The organism is Streptomyces sp. NPDC051286, from assembly GCF_044455345.1.
In the GTDB taxonomy this organism is placed as follows: Bacteria; Actinomycetota; Actinomycetes; order Streptomycetales; family Streptomycetaceae; genus Streptomyces.
Genome location: NZ_JBITER010000001.1, coordinates 1 through 17,705 on the forward strand (window position 1 = coordinate 1; position 17,705 = coordinate 17,705).

At 71.2% G+C, this 17,705-nt stretch carries 12 protein-coding genes; 8 read left to right on the top strand and 4 right to left on the bottom strand.

The genetic code is table 11. The annotated features are described in order from the left end of the window. Window positions 1–123 precede the first annotated feature (123 nt). Both ACIBB8_RS00005 and ACIBB8_RS00010 read right to left on the bottom strand, forming a co-directional pair. Window positions 124–1,719 carry an NADH-ubiquinone oxidoreductase-F iron-sulfur binding region domain-containing protein gene (locus ACIBB8_RS00005; protein ID WP_398948109.1) on the bottom strand — a complete coding sequence of 532 codons (1,596 nt, stop codon included), beginning with the start codon at window positions 1,717–1,719 and terminating at the stop codon, window positions 124–126. Next, window positions 1,716–3,041: a hypothetical protein gene (locus tag ACIBB8_RS00010; RefSeq protein ID WP_398948110.1), complete on the bottom strand. Its 1,326-nt coding sequence runs from the start codon at window positions 3,039–3,041 to the stop codon at window positions 1,716–1,718. Before ACIBB8_RS00010 ends, ACIBB8_RS00005 begins: the two co-directional genes overlap by 4 nt. 407 nt (window positions 3,042–3,448) lie before the next feature. On the opposite strand from ACIBB8_RS00010, the gene leuS reads away from it, so the two are divergent. The 6 genes from leuS to ACIBB8_RS00040 all read left to right on the top strand — a co-directional run bounded on the left by leuS (window position 3,449) and on the right by ACIBB8_RS00040 (window position 13,254). Beyond that, on the top strand, window positions 3,449–6,322 hold the full coding sequence (gene leuS, locus ACIBB8_RS00015) for a leucine--tRNA ligase (RefSeq protein ID WP_398948111.1): 2,874 nt from the start codon (window positions 3,449–3,451) through the stop codon (window positions 6,320–6,322). A 157-nt stretch (window positions 6,323–6,479) separates the two neighbouring features. Beyond that, on the top strand, window positions 6,480–7,229 hold the full coding sequence (locus ACIBB8_RS00020) for a hypothetical protein (protein ID WP_398948112.1): 750 nt from the start codon (window positions 6,480–6,482) through the stop codon (window positions 7,227–7,229). A gap of 207 nt (window positions 7,230–7,436) precedes the next feature. Further along, the gene (locus tag ACIBB8_RS00025; protein ID WP_398948113.1) at window positions 7,437–8,282 is read left to right on the top strand and encodes a DegV family protein; all 846 of its coding nucleotides are present in this window, start codon (window positions 7,437–7,439) and stop codon (window positions 8,280–8,282) included. A gap of 474 nt (window positions 8,283–8,756) precedes the next feature. After that, a complete protein-coding gene (locus tag ACIBB8_RS00030) occupies window positions 8,757–9,461 on the top strand; it encodes a helix-hairpin-helix domain-containing protein (RefSeq protein WP_398948114.1) in 705 nt (234 codons plus the stop codon). Next, window positions 9,458–12,010, top strand: a complete 2,553-nt coding sequence (locus ACIBB8_RS00035; RefSeq protein WP_398948115.1) for a ComEC/Rec2 family competence protein — start codon at window positions 9,458–9,460, stop codon at window positions 12,008–12,010. Before ACIBB8_RS00030 ends, ACIBB8_RS00035 begins: the two co-directional genes overlap by 4 nt. A 359-nt stretch (window positions 12,011–12,369) precedes the next feature. After that, window positions 12,370–13,254, top strand: coding sequence for a YceI family protein (locus tag ACIBB8_RS00040; RefSeq protein WP_398948696.1), 885 nt, complete (start codon window positions 12,370–12,372; stop codon window positions 13,252–13,254). A gap of 245 nt (window positions 13,255–13,499) precedes the next feature. On the opposite strand, the gene ACIBB8_RS00045 is transcribed toward ACIBB8_RS00040, so the two are convergent. Then, window positions 13,500–13,745, bottom strand: a complete 246-nt coding sequence (locus ACIBB8_RS00045; protein WP_398948116.1) for a hypothetical protein — start codon at window positions 13,743–13,745, stop codon at window positions 13,500–13,502. Window positions 13,746–13,828: 83 nt separating this feature from the next. On the opposite strand from ACIBB8_RS00045, the gene holA reads away from it, so the two are divergent. After that, window positions 13,829–14,818 (top strand): DNA polymerase III subunit delta, encoded by a 990-nt coding sequence (gene holA / locus ACIBB8_RS00050; RefSeq protein WP_398948117.1) that lies wholly within the window; start codon window positions 13,829–13,831, stop codon window positions 14,816–14,818. A 446-nt stretch (window positions 14,819–15,264) separates the two neighbouring features. On the opposite strand, the gene rpsT is transcribed toward holA, so the two are convergent. Next, window positions 15,265–15,531 (bottom strand): 30S ribosomal protein S20, encoded by a 267-nt coding sequence (gene rpsT / locus ACIBB8_RS00055; protein ID WP_398948118.1) that lies wholly within the window; start codon window positions 15,529–15,531, stop codon window positions 15,265–15,267. A gap of 215 nt (window positions 15,532–15,746) precedes the next feature. On the opposite strand from rpsT, the gene lepA reads away from it, so the two are divergent. After that, window positions 15,747–17,621, top strand: coding sequence for a translation elongation factor 4 (lepA, locus tag ACIBB8_RS00060; RefSeq protein WP_398948119.1), 1,875 nt, complete (start codon window positions 15,747–15,749; stop codon window positions 17,619–17,621). Window positions 17,622–17,705 lie beyond the last annotated feature (84 nt).

Genomic DNA, 17,705 nt, shown 5'->3' on the forward strand with positions numbered 1-17,705 from the left:
GTGTTTGGGGTGGCGGATTGCTTGGTTGGTCTGCTGTCTTTTTTCACTCCCACTTTCCCACCAGTCCTAACACCCCCCGCGCGGAACCCCGTACGGCCCCCCCCCGCTTCCTGTCTGTGCAGGTCAATTACGGCCGGCAGGCCAACTACGGCCGCTGCCGAGAGCCTTCCGGCCGACGCCCGGCGGCAGCGCGGGTCGCTCCGCGGGCGGCTGTTCGATGCGGAGTGCCAGCGCCGGACACCGCCGCACGGCACGCTGTGCGCGCCCCCGCAGATGCATCGGAACCGCGGCGTCCGCGAGCGCGGGATAGCCGTCGGGGCCCAGTCTGATCAACTCCGGGACGATGTCCGCACAGAGCCCGTGGCCCTTGCAGAGCGTCCAGTCCACCGCCAGCCTCTCGCCGCTCGGGATGGACTCCTCCACGTCCTGGTAGCCGGGCGTGGGCAGCGGGAGCACTCCGAGCGTCTCCCGGCCGCAGCCGCCGCCGAGGACATGGGCGGCCAGATCGTCCGTGAACGCGGACAGGGTCGACGTGAGGAAGCGGGCCGAGCCGTCCGGATGCTTGCAGGCCCCCCGGCCCTTGACCGCCTGGGTCACCTCGCGCAGCGCCTCCAGGGCCGCGGGACCGCCGCCGTTCAGCACGTCGGAGAGTCCGCCCGCAGCGGCCGGCAGCCCCAGCTTGCAGGGGCCGCACTGGCCCGCTGTCTCGGCGGCCAGCCAGTTCGCGATCCGCAGTGATTCCCCGATCGGGCAGGTCTCGGGCCCGATCGGCAGGATCGCGCCCGCGCCCAGCGCGCCGCCCGCCGCCGCCAGGGACGCCCGGGAGACGACGGCGTCGTGCGAGGCCATCGCGTCGATCCAGGTGCCGTGGTAACCGCCGGTCAGCACGCCCTGGGGCAGTGGTGGTGCGTCGGCCAGCTGCAGCACGTACCGCAGGGGGACACCTGTGGGCACCTCGATGACCATCGGGCGCGAGACGGCGCCGGAGACGGTGAGCAGCACCGTGCCGGGCTCGTCGGGCAGGCCGGTGTGCCCGTAGCGGCGGGCACCTGTCCGGGCCGCGACGGCGAGCTGCGCGTACGTCTCCGCGTTGGACAGCAGCGTCGGGGCGCCGGCGATTCCCGACTCCGCGGCCCGCTCGCGACGGCCGGGCGGCAGGGCGGGTCCTCCGCCCGCCGCTCTGATGACGGCCGATGCCTCGCCGGAGACCATCCGCTCGGGCGTGCGCACCACGCGTGCCCGCAGCTGCTGTCCGCGCCGGTCGGACAAGCCACGCTCGGCGAGGGCGGAGCGTATGGATATCTCCGTGGAGTTGCGCGTGACGGCGACGATCAGCGTGCGGGCGCCGAGCGCCTCGGCCGCCAGGAGGGCGCCGTCCAGGATGAGGTGCGGGGCGCGGTTCAGCAGGACGGTGTCCTTGCGGCAGGCGGGTTCACCCTCACTGCCGTTGATCACGACGACGGGGCGCACCCCGCGCCGGATGGACGCCTTGGCGACGGCCCGCAGCTTCTTTCCGAAGGGAAAGCCCGCACCGCCGCGGCCGCGCAGCGAGATGGTCTCGGCCAGCTCGGCCAGTCGCTCTCCGGGCATCGGTTCCAGCGGTCCGTGCACCTTCAGGTGCATGGCGAGGTCGAGCCGCTCCACCAGATCGAACCCGGTGGTCAGCTGGGGGAGGCCGACGACACGGACTTCGGGCACGTCGGGGAGGGGGAGGTTCACGGTCGGTCTCCTGCGGGTGCCTGCCAGGGTTCTCCGGCAGGGGGCGGATAGAGGGGCCCGGGCAGCGGCGCGGTCTCGTCGGCGGCGGGCACCGGGCCGGTGGGCACATCAGCCGCGTACGGGTCGTACGAGTGCTCCTGGGCGGGCTCGTGCAGGTGACGGAACGGCTGGGTCTGTGCCCGGGCCGGCGGTGCGGGCGACGGGGCGGGCCGGCGTGCGGAGGGTTGCCGGGGGCTCGGCCCCGGCACCGGGACCGCGGTCTCGGCGGCCCGTGAGACCGCCCGGTAGGCAGCGGATATCCCGGGACCGGGGCCCGTACGGGCAGGTCCGCCGGCCGGGTCCAGGTCGAGACCTTCGGAACTGCGGGGTGGCGTCTCGTGCAGCGGCGGGGCGGACGAGGAGAGGGGTGCGCGCGGGCGCTCGAAGGATGACGGCAGCGGGGTGCCGAACAGGTCCCGTCCGAGCCCGTCGCGGCCCGTGCTGCCGTAGGCGCTCTCGTCCCGGATCAGCTGCTCCTGGCCGAGATCCTCCCGGCTGAGCGTCCCCCACCCGGGCGGGGTGACGCGCTCGGCGCCGGGCGGCGGGGACTCGCGGAGCACCGGGTCCGGTTCGGAGGCGAGGGCGTCCGCCTTGATCAGAGCGGTGATCAGCTCGGTGATCCGGCGCTTCATCGGGGGCGGCAGCTGCCGCAGGCACAGGGCGGTTGCCACCGCGAGCAGCGAGAGGCTGTACATCGCGACGACCCAGGTCGCGGGCGGCCGGCCCGCGTACAGCCCGTGGATCAGTGCGGCGCACCACGCCGGGTAGGACAGTGCGTGCAGGGCGCGCCAGCGCCCCGCCATCCGGCCCGGGGTGGCAAAGGCGCTGCGCAGCGCGCCGGTCGCGGCGGCGGCCACCATGAGCAGCCCGGCCAGTGAGCCGAAGCCGATCAGCCCGGCCGTCCCGCTCACGCCGAGGCCGAAGGGGATGAGGGCGCCGAGCAGCGCCACATGCCCGAGCGTGACCTTCACGGTGACATGGAGGAGCAGGAAGCCCAGCGAGGCGGTGGCGGCGGCCCGGTGGATGCCCTGGCCGAGCAGTCGCTGCCGCGAGGACAGGAACAGCCGGTCGGTGGCGATCAGGCCCCAGGCCACGGCCGCGGTGAGCGAGACCAGCGACAGGGCACCGGTCGTGAAGTCGAGTGCGGCGCGCAAGTCGTCGCTCCCTGCGACGGCGAGCAGCGGGATCAGAACCAGCGCGGCGACGGTCAGCCCGCCCTGTACCGTGCGGCCCGGTCCGGTGCTCAAGGTGGCGGATGAGCGGATCCTGCGATGAGGGTTCATGGGGGCGACTCCGAATGGTTCGGCAAAGCGGTCCCGTTGCCGCATGCTAGGTCGCTCCATACCGGCCAGTAGGGGGTTTGAGCGGTTGCCCCGATAGAGGGCATTACGCGGAGTAACCCCCGCTTCCCGGATGTTCCGCCGTGACCCGGCGCGTGCTCTGCCGCCGCCTCGCCGGTGCTCCGGCCGTCCGGCGTCGTCCACGGAGCGGAATCGCCCGGCTGCGCTCCGGGCCCGTGCGGTACCCTGACGCCATGCGTGCCGTACGCCTTCTGCTTAGCGAGCCGCGCTGATCAGTCCCGACCGGTGTGAATGCCTGGTTGGAATCGGCGCGGCGTCCCCTCCTGTGCGAGGGGCTTTTTCGTTTCCGTAAGCGCTGGCAGATGACGATCGATGGAGCTTTGAGGATCATGAGCGAGACGAATTCCGCAGTCGACGTGGCTGCGCCGCACCGCTATACGGCGGCGATGGCCGCCGACATCGAGGCACGCTGGCAGGACTTCTGGGACGCCCACGGCACGTACGAGGCGCCGAACCCGACGGGCGATCTGGCGGGCGACGCGGAACTGGCAGCCAGGCCGAAGAAGTTCATCATGGACATGTTCCCGTACCCCTCGGGTGCGGGCCTGCACGTCGGTCACCCGCTGGGCTACATCGCCACCGATGTCTACGCCCGCCACCAGCGCATGACCGGGCACAACGTGCTGCACACCCTGGGTTTCGACGCCTTCGGCCTGCCGGCGGAGCAGTACGCCGTACAGACCGGTACGCACCCGCGCGCCTCCACCGAGGCCAACATGGTCAACATGAAGTCCCAGCTGCGCCGGCTGGGCCTGGGCCACGACAAGCGCCGCTCGTTCGCGACGATCGAGGCGGAGTACTACAAGTGGACCCAGTGGATCTTCCTGCAGATCTTCAACTCCTGGTACGACACGGAGGCGGACCGGGCCCGGCCGATCGCCGACCTGGTCGCGCAGTTCGAGAACGGTGAGCGCCCGACCCCGGACGGCCGCGACTGGAGCGCGCTGAGCGCCGTCGAGCGAGCCGATGTCCTGGGCGAGTACCGCCTGGCGTACGCCTCCGACGCTCCCGTCAACTGGTCGCCGGGGCTGGGCACCGTGCTGGCCAATGAAGAGGTGACGGCGGACGGCCGTTCCGAGCGCGGAAACTTCCCCGTCTTCAAGGCCAAGCTGCGCCAGTGGAACATGCGCATCACCGCCTACGCCGACCGGCTGCTGAACGACCTGGACGGGCTGGACTGGCCCGAGGCGATCAAGCTGCAGCAGCGCAACTGGATCGGGCGTTCCGAAGGCGCGCGCGTCGACTTCCCCGTCGACGGCGCCGGTGACATCACCGTTTTCACCACCCGCCAGGACACCCTGTTCGGCGCCACGTACATGGTGCTGGCGCCCGAGCACGAGCTGGTGGAGCGGATCATTCCGGCCGCCTGGCCCGAGGGCACCCACCCGGTGTGGACCGGCGGACACGCGTCCCCGGCCGAGGCCGTCACCGCGTACCGCAAGCAGGCCGCCGCCAAGTCCGATGTGGAGCGCCAGGCCGAGGCCAAGGACAAGACCGGTGTCTTCACCGGTGCGTACGCGACCAACCCGGTCAGCGGCGAGAAGGTGCCCGTCTTCATCGCCGACTACGTCCTGATGGGCTACGGCACCGGCGCGATCATGGCCGTGCCGGCGCACGACGCGCGCGACTTCGCGTTCGCGCGCGCCTTTGAGCTGCCGATGCGCTGCGTTGTCGAGCCGTCGGACGACCGCGGTACGGACCCCTCCACGTGGGACGACGCGTTCGCCTCGTACGACGCGAAGCTGGTCAACTCCGCCAACGACGAGATCTCGCTGGACGGCCTGGGTGTCGTCGACGCCAAGGCGAAGATCACCGAGTGGCTGAAGGCGAAGGGCCTGGGCGAGGGGACCGTCAACTTCCGGCTGCGCGACTGGCTGTTCAGCCGCCAGCGCTACTGGGGCGAGCCCTTCCCGATCGTCTACGACGAGGACGGCATCGCCCACCCGCTGCCCGAGTCGATGCTGCCGCTGGAGCTGCCGGAGGTCGACGACTACTCGCCGCGCACCTTCGACCCGGAGGACGCCGACACCCAGCCCGAGACTCCGCTGTCCCGGAACGCCGACTGGGTCAACGTCACGCTGGACCTGGGCGACGGCAAGGGCCCGAAGAAGTACCGCCGCGAGACCAACACCATGCCCAACTGGGCCGGTTCCTGCTGGTACGAGCTGCGCTACCTGGACCCGAACAACGACGGGAAACTGGTCGACCCGGCGATCGAGCAGTACTGGATGGGGCCGCGCGAGGGCCAGCCGACCGGTGGTGTCGACCTGTACGTGGGCGGCGCCGAGCACGCCGTACTGCACCTGCTGTACGCCCGCTTCTGGTCCAAGGTCCTGCACGACCTGGGGCACATCTCGTCGGCGGAGCCGTTCCACAAGCTGTACAACCAGGGCATGATCCAGGCCTTTGTCTACCGGGACAGCCGCGGCATCGCGGTCCCGGCGGCCGAGGTCGAGGAGCGCGACGGCACGTTCTACCACCAGGGCGAGAAGGTCAGCCGCGTCCTGGGCAAGATGGGGAAGTCCCTGAAGAACGCCGTCACGCCCGACGAGATCTGCGCCGAGTACGGGGCGGACACGCTGCGTCTGTACGAGATGGCGATGGGCCCGCTGGACGTGTCGCGTCCGTGGGACACGCGCGCCGTGGTCGGCCAGTACCGGCTGCTGCAGCGGCTGTGGCGCAACATCGTCGACGAGGAGACCGGTGAGGTCACCGTCGTGGACACCGAGCCCGGCGAGGACACGCTGCGCGCGCTGCACAAGGCCATCGACGGCGTCGGCCAGGACATGGCGGGGATGCGCTTCAACACCGCCATCGCCAAGGTCACCGAGCTGAACAACCACCTGACCAAGGTGGGCGGCCCGCTGTCGCGGTCCGTCGCGGAGCGGCTGGTGCTGCTGGTCGCACCGCTGGCGCCGCACATCGCCGAGGAGCTGTGGCGCCGGCTGGGCCACACCGAGTCGGTCGTGCACCAGGACTTCCCGGTCGCCGACCCGGCGTACGTCGTGGACGAGACCGTGACCTGCGTGGTTCAGGTCAAGGGCAAGGTCAAGGCGCGGCTGGAGATCTCCCCGTCGATCTCGGACGAGGATCTGGAGGCGCTGGCCCTGGCCGACCCGGCGGTGGTCGCGGCCCTGGACGGGGCCGGGATCCGCAAGGTGATCGTGCGGGCGCCGAAGCTGGTCAACATCGTCCCCGCGTGACGGTCCGGGTCCAGGGCTGACCGCCGGTTGTCGTACGGCGGTGTGAGGGCTTTCCCCTACGGGCAGGTTGGGGGTTCCGACGGAACCCCCAACCTGCCTGTTCCGTTTACGGTTGAGGGGCCGGTACTCGGCAGCCGAACCGACATCAAGGGGCGTCATGGAAGCCGTGATCCTGATCCTGGGGCTGCTCTTTGTCGCGCTCATGGCCCTGGGCGTCTATGTGGGCGTCAAGGTCATCGGCGCGGCGAAGCGCGGCGTCGACCGCACGATCACGCAGGCGCGCCGCACCGTCGAGGACACCGCGCTGCGGGCGAAGAGCTATGGCCAGCCGGGCGTGGCCGGTGAGCTGGCGCAGCTCCGGCTCGCGCTGCGTACGTCGATGCGGGCCACGCAGGAGGCGTTGCAGACAGGGGTGGCCGAGGATGCCTCACTGTCGGAGTCGCTGGGGCTGTTCCAGCGGCTGAGCGTCCACGGGCGGGAGCTCGACGAGGAGCTGAAGAGGCTGGAGCGCGAGCCCGACCGGGCGACGGTCGCCTCGCTGCTGCCCGGGCTGAAGCAGCGCACGCAGCGGATCACGCACTCCGCGGAGTCGCTGCGGTGGGCCGCGCGCGACCGGGCACGGCAGTTCGCCGACGAAGATCTGGCGGCGCTGAACACGCAGATCGACGTGGAGGCGGGGGCGCTGCGGCACTGGACGGTGGAGGAGCCTGTGGAGCCTTCGGCGGGGGTGGACGCCCGTGCCGAAGGGCGGGCCGACACCGGCGCGGGGGCACGCCCGGGTGGGGACGGACGGGCGCGGAGTGCGGCGGTCGGCGAGGAGGGGCCGGAGGCGCTCACGGCTCGGGATCCTCGGGGGCAGGCGGGCTATCCGTGGCAGAAGGCCGCGCGGCCCGAGACGACGAACTGAGGCGGCGGGGCGGACCCGACCGGGGGACTTCGGTCGCGCGCAGGGGCGGCTGAGGGCGGTTCCGGGTGTGTACAGGCGCGTGGCCGTCGGGTCGGGCTCGAACCGACGTGACTGGTGGTGGCAGGATGCGCCCTGAAGCGACCGGATGTGATCACTCGCTCGGGGGCGGACTGCCGAGCCACCGCCCCGGCAGGTAACCTCCCGCTCATGTCCCGCCATGTCGCGATCGTCACCGATTCCACGGCCCACCTGCCGCCCGAGACGATGGAGCGGCATGGCATCACCGCGGTGCCCCTGACCGTCGTCCTCGGCGATCAGGCGCTGGAGGAGGGCACCGAGATCTCGGCCCGCTCCCTCGCGCTGGCGCTCCAGAAGCGCCGGCCCGTGACGACATCCCGGCCGAGCCCCGAGGTCTTCGCCGCGGCGTACCGGGCGGCGGCCGAGGCGGGCGCAACCGGCATTGTCTCGCTGCACCTCTCGGCCGAACTCTCGGGTACGTACGATGCCGCGCTGCTTGCCGCGAAGGACGCTCCGGTGCCGGTGCGGGTCGTGGACACCGGGATGGTGGCCATGGCCCTGGGATTCTGTGCCCTGGCAGCGGCGGAGACGGCGGAGGGGGGCGGCAGCCTGGACGAGGCGGTCGCGGCCGCCGAGAAGCGGGCCGCGGGCACCTCCGCGTACTTCTACGTCGACACGCTGGACTATCTCCGCCGCGGTGGACGCATCGGCACGGCCCAGGCCCTGCTGGGGTCGGCGCTCGCGGTGAAGCCGCTGCTGCAACTGGACGGCGGCCGCATCGAGCTGCTGGAGAAGGTACGGACGGCCTCGAAGGCGATCGCACGGCTGGAGGAGATCGTCGTCGAGCGGGCGGGCACGGGCCAGGTGGACATCGCCGTGCACCACTTGGCAGCGCCCGAGCGCGCCGAGCGACTGGCCGAGAGGCTGCGCGTGCGGGTCCCGGGACTTGCTGAACTGCATGTCAGCGAGGTGGGTGCTGTGATCGGTGCGCACACCGGCCCGGGTCTGCTGGGAGCGGTGGTTTCGCCGCGTTGATCTCGCTCCTGAGAGTGAGCGAGATATCCACAACAGGTCGGTTGTCCACCGGATACGGGCCTGCTCAGCGGGTTCGCGCAGATGTGCCTAGCGTCGTGACGCATGGCTCCCCGATCACATCGTGCAAGCAGCGGAAGTGGACCCGGCCGCGCTGCGGCCTCGGACGTGCGGGACCGACGCAGGCCCGGTGCGGGCCAAGGCGTTGATCCCGGGCCCGGCCCTGGACCCGGGCGACGACGGCCTTCGCGCGGGCGCGCCGCCGTGGTCGCTGCCGCTTCGCGGCGGCGTGCGGACGCGCTCATGGCGGGGGCGTACGGAGGATCTGCGGACCGGTCGGTGACGGGGGCAGCCCCTACCCCGGACACGGCCCCCGCACGGGCCCAGGCGTTTTCTCGTCCGGCGAGTGCCGCGCCGTCCGACCAGCCGGCGCGGGTGGCCGACGCGGCTCCGGCTGCGCCAGGGTGGTGGGAGCGGATGGTGCCCGCGGTGCGGGAGCGGCTCCCGATGTGGTTGCGGCTCAGGTGCGGTCTGGAGCCGAGAACCCTTGCCGCGCTCACCGTCGTGCTGGTCGCGGCCGCAGTCGTCGCGGCGGTCCACTTCTGGTCCGTACGGCCCCAGTCCGTACGCGCGCCCGACCCGGTCAACGAGCGTGCGCACGCCCCGACATCGGACCCGATGACGCACCCCGTCCAGACCCCCGAACCGTCACCCGGACCACCGGCCACCCCGGGACCGGACGGGCGGATCGTCGTCGACGTCAGCGGCAAGGTGCGGCGGCCGGGCATCTACCCCTTGCCGTCCGGAGCGCGGGTTGCCGACGCGCTACGGGCGGCGGGCGGGGTCCGGCCGGGCGTGGACATCACCGGGCTCAACCGGGCACGGGTGCTGCTGGACGGGGAACAGGTCGTGGTCGGCGCGCCACCCGGCGCACTCGTCTCCGGTGCCACGGGCGGCGCCGGCACGGGCGGCCCTGGTGGCCCGGCGGCCGGTCCGGTCAGCCTCAACAGCGCGACCGTGGAACAGCTGGACACCCTGCCCGGCGTCGGTCCGGTCCTTGCCCAGCACATCCTCGACTACCGCACGCAGCACGGCGGCTTTCGTTCCGTCGACGAACTCCGTGAGGTCAACGGGATCGGCGACCGCCGGTTCGCCGATCTCCAACCGCTGGTACGGCCATGACCCGCCCGCACATCCCACCGGACGTGCATACGGCGTCGGGCCGACGGCTCGGCGCCTCCGACCCGCGACAGGAGGGCCCGGTCGATCTGCGACTGGTTCCGCCGGCCCTCGCTGCCTGGGCCGCCGCGGCGCTCGCCGTGGGTGCGCCGTGGCGCTGGACGGCCGTGGGGACGGCGCTCTGCCTCGTCGCCGCCCTGGTGCTCCTCGGCGTCTCACGGGCCTCGACGACACGTGCAGCGCGCGCCCGGCCCGCCGACCACCAGAAGTGCGAGGACAGTGAGGGCAGCACTGGACGGAACCGGCACAGGCTCCATGCCACCGCGGCGGCCGCGGTGCTGCTCTGCGCGGCGGCCGGAGCGACGGCGGCGGGCCTGCACGGCGCGGACGCACGGCAGGGGCCCGTTCCCGGTCTGGCCGACCGTTTCGAGAGGGTCGAGGCGGAGGTGACGGTCACGTCCGACGCACGCCGGACCCGCCCCAGGGTCCAAGGCGACCACAGCACCCCGGCCGCTCTCCTCCTGGACGCCGAGATCACCGGGCTCACGGCACTCGACGGCGCCACCACCCGTCTCCGCACCCCGGTGCTGCTGATCGTGTCGCCCTCCGGTTCGACGGCGCGATGGGAGCGGCTGCTGCCGTCCACGAGGCTGCACGTGAGCGGCCGACTCGCGCCACCGCTGCACAGCGGGCAACGCAACGCCGCGGTCCTGCGTCCGGACGGCAAGGGGCCGCCTCGTGTCACCGGGCCGCCGACTCCTCTCCAGCGCACGGCGGGCGAACTGCGCGCGGGCCTGCGACGCGCGACGGACGGGCTGGATCCCGATGCGCGGGCGCTGCTCCCGGGGCTGGTCGTCGGCGACACCTCCAGGGTCACCCCCGAACTCCACGAGGCCTTCCAAGCAGCCGACCTCACACACCTGATGGCGGTCTCCGGTGCCAACCTGGCGATCCTGCTCGTGTTGCTCATCGGACCGCCCGGTGCTGCGCTCCGGGTCGAACGCCGTGGTCTGGCAGCCCGGTTGGGCATCCCGCTGCGGATGACCGCGCTGCTCGGCGGCGGACTCACGCTCGCCTTCGTCCTGGTGTGCCGACCGGAGCCGAGCGTGCTGCGCGCCGCGGTCTGCGGACTGATCACACTGCTCGCGATCGGTACGGGCCACCGCCGCTCGCTGATTCCCGCACTCGCCGCCGCCGTTCTGCTGCTCGTGCTGTACGACCCGTGGCTGACGCGCAGTTATGGCTTTGTCCTCTCCGTGCTGGCGACAGGCGCCCTGCTCACGGTCGCCCCGCGATGGAGTGCCGCGCTGCAACGGAGGCGGGTGCCGCCCCGGCTCGCGGAGGCGCTGGGTGCGGCCGCCGCGGCGCAGGCGGTGTGCGCGCCCGTCGTCGTGGTGCTCGCCTCGCGGGTCAGTCTGGTGGCGATTCCGTGCAACCTGCTGGCCGAGTTCGCCGTGGCACCCGCCACCGTCCTCGGGTTCGCCGCGCTCGCCGCGGCACCGGTGGCCATGCCCGTGGCCGAGCTGCTCGCCCGGATCGCGGGCTGGCCGGCCGGGTGGATCGCCTCGGTGGCCCGCACCGGGGCGGCTCTTCCCGGGGCGGAGATCGACTGGCCCGACGGCTGGCGGGGAGCGCTCCTGCTGGCCGCCCTCACGGCCCTGGCGGCGCTCTCCGCCCGCCGTATCGCCCGTCACCCATGGGTCTGTTCGGCTGCCGCGCTGCTGCTGGTCCTCGCGGTGCTGCGCCCGGTGCCGCTCACCCGGGTGCTGACGGGATGGCCGCCGCCGGGCTGGGCGTTCGTGATGTGCGATGTGGGTCAGGGCGACGCCATGGTGCTTGCGGCGGGGGACGGCGAGGGCGTGGTGATCGACACCGGACCCGATCCACGTCTGGCCGACCGCTGCCTGCGTGACCTGGGCATCACTCGGGTGCCGCTCCTGCTGCTCACACACTTTCATGCCGATCATGTCCGGGGTCTGCCAGGCGTGTTGCGGGGCAGGGCGGTCGGCGCGATCCAGACGACGAGTCTGGACGAACCACCGGACCAGGCGGCGTTCGTACGCAGAACAGCCACTGCGGCGCGGGTCCCCCTGGTACGGGCAACAGTGGGAGAGCACCGCCGCATCGGCACGCTCGACTGGCGAGTCCTGTGGCCGGCGGGAGGCACGACGGCAGGCCCCTTACCGGAGGAGCCCAACGACGCAAGTGTCGCGCTGTTCGTCCGGACCGGCGGACTGAGCCTGTTGCTCCTCGGCGACCTCGAACCCGCAGCCCAGCAAAGGCTGTTGCGCCAGTACCCGGCGCTTCCACGGGTGGACGTCCTCAAGGTCGCCCATCACGGATCCGCCCACCAGTATCCGGCGTTGCTGCGCAGCGCGCGTCCCCGGCTCGCCCTGGTGAGTGCGGGCAGGGACAACCCGTACGGGCACCCGGCGGCCCGGACCGTCGAGGCGCTGAGGGCCGGTGGAGCGGTAGTGCTGCGTACGGACCTGGACGGCGCGATCGCGGTGACGGGTGCCGGGTCGCGGCTGCGGGCGGTCGGGCGCTCATGACCACCGTCCGGCCGACCGCGCCCCGTGCATCCGCGTCGTGGCCGACCGCGCCCCGCTCGGCCGTACGCGCGACGGCGCCGCGGCAAGCGCCGCGAGCGCTGCCGGAACTTCGGGCTGCGTCTCCACCGGCTGCCCACGGTCCATCAGGTTGAGATTTTCGGACGCAACAGCTGATGCACATAAGCGGAGCGTTCAATTCGGACCTTCGGTAACACCTCCTCCCAAGCCCCTTCCAGTCGCTCCGTTTGCCTCGAACACCCCAAGAGTGATCGAATGCATGCTCGTCGGCGGGCCGCTGCTCCGACAATGACGTCCAGCCGTACGGCCCCAAGGTGAATCTCCCCCGGGGGTACGTGAAGATGTTCGGCCGTTGGCTGGGAAGAAAAAACGCAACGGGTGCGGCGCAGGGCAACCCGCTCGCGGGGCTCGCGGTGCCGCGCACTGCGGGAGTCCTGAGCTGCCGCGTCCTCGATCCGGTCAACGAGGCTGTTCAGCAGGCTGAGTTCGTCGTCACGGACAGCGCGGGCCGCAAGGTCGTCGGCGGTGAGACGGACCCCTTCGGGAACGTCCTCGCCGCCGTACCGGCAGGTGACTACCGGCTGGCTGTCACGGCCGAGGGCTTCACCCCGTTCCACGGTTCGGCCACGGTCTCCGAGAGCGGCCACTCGGGGCTCGGGGACGTCATGCTCCAGGTGGCCGTGCCCCCACAGCTGCCCGACCCCGGCGAGTGGGAGATCGAGCCCAACCACTCGCAGATCGGCTTCACGGCCCGCCACATCGGGCTGGCCCGTATCCATGGCCGATTCAACACATTCGCAGGTGCGATACGGATCGCCGACCGCATGGAGGACTCCGCCATGCACGTGATCATCGATGCCTCGTCGATCGATACCAACGTGCAGATGCGCGACGACCATCTGCGGTCCAGCGACTTCTTCGACGTCGGGCGCTATCCGACGATGGAGTTCTACAGCGACCGTTTCGTTCACCGGGGCGGCAGCCGCTGGGGCGTGAGCGGCGCGCTCACTCTTCACGGAGTCAGCCGTACCGTGATGCTGGACACCCAGTACCTCGGCGTCGGCAACGGTGTGGAAGGGGAGACCAGGGCCGCATGCCGGGCCACCACCGAGCTGCACCGTGAGGACTTCACCCTCACCTGGCAGACGATGCTGGCCCGCGGTATCGCCGCCGTCGGCTCCAGCATCGCCATCGACATGGACATCCAGATCGTCCCCAAGGGCTGAGCCCCGGGGGTGCTGCCGCCGGGCCCGCCGCCGCTGGGTGGTGTCCGGCGGATCAGGGGCGGACAGTCCTAGGGCGTGTTTCGAAAGTCCCGCCTGCCTGGCGGCGTCTGGCACGCACGCTCACTGCGTTGTCGGGCTCGCCCCGATACGCCCAGTATCGGGGCGACCCTCCGCCTTGCGATCGCACGCACCAGACGCCGCCAGGCCCGCCCTACGGGCGGACGACGCTCCTTTCGAAACACGCCCTAGGGCGCCTCCAGCCAGCCCTCGTACTCCGTCGCCAGCGCGTCGAGTGCCGATGGGTCGAGCCGGTCGTCCGCGTCCTCCACGACCACCAGCCACTGGGCGTCCTCCGCGTCGTCCTCGCCGGCCAGTGCGTCGCGTACGAGTTGAGGTTCCTCGGCGACCCCGAAACGGTCGGCGAGCTCCCCGGCCACCTCCTCCGCGCTATCGCGGTCGGGTAGCACCAGTACATGTCTCACATCGCTCACCTGCCCATTCTCCGGTACGGCGACGGGTGCGCGGAGAGGCGTCGAAGCCGGGCTGTCAGAGGGGCGTGGGATGCTGGACGGCGATGGCCACCAGAAGGAATTCCACCGACGATCCGCTCGCCCCCCTCACGCTCGCCGTGGGCCAGGAGGACCTCCTCCTCGACCGTGCGGTGCAGCAGGTGGTGGCGGCGGCCCGCGCGTCCGACGCCGACACGGACGTTCGCGACCTCACCTCCGACCAGCTTCAGCCGGGCACCCTCGCCGAGCTCACGAGCCCGTCGCTCTTCGCCGAGCGCAAGGTCGTGATCGTGCGCAATGCGCACGATCTCTCCGCCGACACGATCAAGGACGTCAAGGCGTATCTCGACGCCCCGGCCGAGGAGATCACGCTCGTCCTGCTGCACGCGGGCGGCGCCAAAGGCAAAGGGCTGCTGGACGCTGCCCGTAAGGCGGGTGCGCGGGAGGTCGCCTGCCCGAAGACCACGAAGCCTGCCGAGCGGCTCTCGTTCGTCCGGTCGGAGTTCCGGGCGCTGGGGCGTTCCGCGAGCCCCGAGGCGTGCCAGGCGCTCGTCGACTCCATCGGCAGCGATCTGCGGGAGCTGGCGAGCGCGGTGTCCCAGCTGGTCGCGGATGTCGAGGGCACGATCGACGAGGCGGTCGTCGGGCGCTACTACACCGGTCGTGCGGAGGCGTCCAGCTTCGCGGTCGCCGACCGGGCGGTGGAGGGGCGGGCGGCGGAGGCGCTGGAGGCATTGCGCTGGTCGCTGTCGACCGGGGTGGCGCCGGTGCTGATCACCAGTGCGCTGGCGCAGGGTGTGCGGGCGATCGGCAAGCTGTCCTCGGCGCGCGGGGGCCGGCCTGCGGATCTTGCGCGCGAACTGGGCATGCCGCCGTGGAAGATCGACCGGGTGCGGCAGCAGATGCGGGGCTGGACGCCGGACGGGGTGGCGGCGGCTCTGCGGGCGGTCGCGGATGCGGATGCGGGCGTGAAGGGCGGTGGGGACGACCCCGAGTACGCCCTGGAGAAGGCCGTGGTCGCTGTTGCGCGGGCGGCGCGGGCCGGGCGGCGCTAGGGCGTGTTTCGAAAGTCCCGCCTGCCTGGCGGCGTCTGGCACGCACGCTCGCTGCGTTGTCGGGCTCGCCCCGATACGGCCCAGTATCGGGGCGACCCTCCGCCTTGCGATCGCACGCACCAGACGCCGCCAGGCCCGTCCTACGGGCGGACGACGCTACTTTCGAAACACGCCCTAGTGCTGTGACCGGCAAGCTTTACCCCGTGTGGGTGCCGGGCGGTTGACGTGTTGCCCTCGATCGACGGGCGGGCCGGCCGGGACCGGTGTGTCCGGGCATGCCGAAGGCCCCGGCTGTCGCTCTGGGGAGGGCGATGGCCGGGGCCTCGGTTTCACGCTTGGTGCGCCGCACCCGCGTGGCGAACGCAGGTTCGGTGTGCGGCGCGGGGGCCGGGCAGGGGCGGGAGAGAGGGCCCGCTGGTCCGTTCCGGCGGTTTACATCAGAAAGCTCAGGCCTGGAGGGCGGCAACCTTGGAGGCCAGCGCCGACTTCTTGTTGGCGGCGGCGTTCTTGTGGATGACGCCCTTCGAGACAGCCTTGTCGAGCGCGCGCGAAGCGTCGCGAACGGCCGTGGTGGCCTTCTCGACGTCGCCCGCAGCGGCAGCCTCGCGGGCCTTGCGGATCGCGGTCTTGAGCGAGGACTTGACGGCCTTGTTGCGCAGGCGCGCCTTCTCGTTCGTCTTGTTCCGCTTGATCTGGGACTTGATGTTCGCCACGAAAGAGCCTTTTCAGGTTCGTTGGATCTTCGATGTGTGCCGCGCCGTCCGAAGGGGCCACGAAGCACAGCTGTCAACGGTACCAGTCGCGCTCCGACCGGCCCAAACCGGTCTCAGCCCCGCGGGCGTGGGACGATGGAAGCTACGTATCGATCCGACCGACCCGACATCGACCCGAGACACGGCGTTCGGCGTCTCAAGAATCAGGACCCTGCGTGCCCGCGACTCCTATCCACGTGCCCGAGCCGAGCCGTACCGACCCGGCGCTGATCCGCAACTTCTGCATCATCGCGCACATCGACCACGGCAAGTCGACCCTTGCCGACCGGATGCTTCAGCTGACGGGTGTGGTCGACCAGCGGCAGATGCGCGCTCAGTACCTCGACCGGATGGACATCGAGCGCGAGCGCGGCATCACCATCAAGTCCCAGGCGGTACGTCTGCCCTGGGCGCCCACCACGGGCGAGGGACAGGGCAGCACCCATGTCCTCAACATGATCGACACTCCCGGCCACGTGGACTTCACGTACGAGGTCTCCCGCTCGCTCGCCGCCTGCGAGGGCACGATCCTGCTGGTCGACGCCGCGCAGGGCATCGAGGCCCAGACGCTGGCCAACCTGTACCTGGCGATGGAGAACGACCTCACCATCGTTCCGGTGCTCAACAAGATCGACCTGCCGGCCGCGCAGCCGGAGAAGTTCTCCGAGGAGCTGGCCAACCTCATCGGCTGCCAGCCCGAGGACGTCCTCAAGGTCTCCGCGAAGACCGGCATCGGTGTGGACGCCCTGCTTGACCGGGTGGTCAGGGACGTCCCGGCGCCCGTCGGCAAGGCCGACGCACCGGCCCGCGCGATGATCTTCGACTCGGTCTACGACTCGTACCGCGGCGTCGTCACGTACGTCCGTGTCGTCGACGGCCAGCTCAACAAGCGCGAGCGCATCAAGATGATGTCCACCGGCGCCACCCACGAGCTGCTGGAGATCGGTGTCTCCTCCCCGGAGATGACCCCGGCCGACGGTCTCGGTGTGGGCGAAGTGGGCTACATCATCACCGGTGTGAAGGACGTCCGGCAGTCCAAGGTCGGTGACACGATCACCTCCCTGAACAAGGGTGCGACCGAGGCGCTGGGCGGCTACAAGGACCCCAAGCCGATGGTGTTCTCGGGGCTGTACCCGCTGGACGGCTCGGACTATCCCGACCTGCGCGAGGCCCTCGACAAGCTCCAGCTCAACGACGCCGCCCTGGTGTACGAGCCGGAGACCTCCGCGGCCCTCGGCTTCGGCTTCCGTGTCGGCTTCCTCGGTCTGCTGCACCTCGACGTGATCCGCGAGCGCCTGGAGCGCGAGTTCGGTCTGGAGCTCATCGCCACCGCCCCCAACGTGGTCTACCGCGTGGACATGGAGGACGGCAGCGAGCACATCGTCACCAACCCGAGCGAGTTCCCCGAGGGCAAGATCGACAAGGTGCACGAGCCGGTCGTGCGCGCCACCGTCCTCGCCCCCAGCGAGTTCATCGGCGCGATCATGGAGCTCTGCCAGAACCGGCGCGGCACCCTGATCGGCATGGACTACCTCTCCGAGGACCGGGTCGAGATCCGGTACACCCTGCCGCTCGCCGAGATCGTCTTCGACTTCTTCGACCAGCTGAAGTCCAAGACCCGCGGGTACGCCTCGCTCGACTACGAGCCCACCGGCGAGCAGACCGCCCAGCTCGTCAAGGTCGACATCCTGCTGCATGGCGACAAGGTCGACGCGTTCTCCGCGGTCACGCACAAGGACAAGGCGTACGCGTACGGCGTGCGGCTCGTCGCCAAGCTGCGCGAGCTCATCCCGCGGCAGAACTTCGAGGTGCCGATCCAGGCCGCCATCGGCTCCCGGGTCATTGCCCGTGAGACCGTCCGCGCCATCCGCAAGGACGTCCTCGCCAAGTGCTATGGCGGTGACATCTCCCGTAAGCGGAAGCTGCTGGAGAAGCAGAAGGAAGGCAAGAAGCGGATGAAGATGGTCGGCAATGTGGAGGTGCCTCAGGAGGCCTTCATCGCCGTGCTGTCGACGGACGAGTCGGGCGGCGAGGGCAAGGGCAAGAAGTAGCTCCCGGCGGATTCCCGCTTTTGGGCAGGCTCCGGCTTCCGTACCCGCTACTGGGTGGTAGCCCCACGGGCCCCTGCGCCGCAG

Bases quoted from the DNA above. Each gene is read 5' to 3' on its own strand.
- ACIBB8_RS00030 (WP_398948114.1), top strand. From the start codon at position 8,757: ATGGTGCCCGCGGTGCGGGAGCGGCTCCCGATGTGGTTGCGGCTCAGG.
- ACIBB8_RS00040 (WP_398948696.1), top strand. From the start codon at position 12,370: ATGTTCGGCCGTTGGCTGGGAAGAAAAAACGCAACGGGTGCGGCGCAG.
- leuS (WP_398948111.1), top strand. From the start codon at position 3,449: ATGAGCGAGACGAATTCCGCAGTCGACGTGGCTGCGCCGCACCGCTAT.
- ACIBB8_RS00025 (WP_398948113.1), top strand. From the start codon at position 7,437: ATGTCCCGCCATGTCGCGATCGTCACCGATTCCACGGCCCACCTGCCG.
- holA (WP_398948117.1), top strand. From the start codon at position 13,829: ATGGCCACCAGAAGGAATTCCACCGACGATCCGCTCGCCCCCCTCACG.
- ACIBB8_RS00010 (WP_398948110.1), bottom strand. From the start codon at position 3,041: ATGAACCCTCATCGCAGGATCCGCTCATCCGCCACCTTGAGCACCGGA.
- ACIBB8_RS00020 (WP_398948112.1), top strand. From the start codon at position 6,480: ATGGAAGCCGTGATCCTGATCCTGGGGCTGCTCTTTGTCGCGCTCATG.
- ACIBB8_RS00035 (WP_398948115.1), top strand. From the start codon at position 9,458: ATGACCCGCCCGCACATCCCACCGGACGTGCATACGGCGTCGGGCCGA.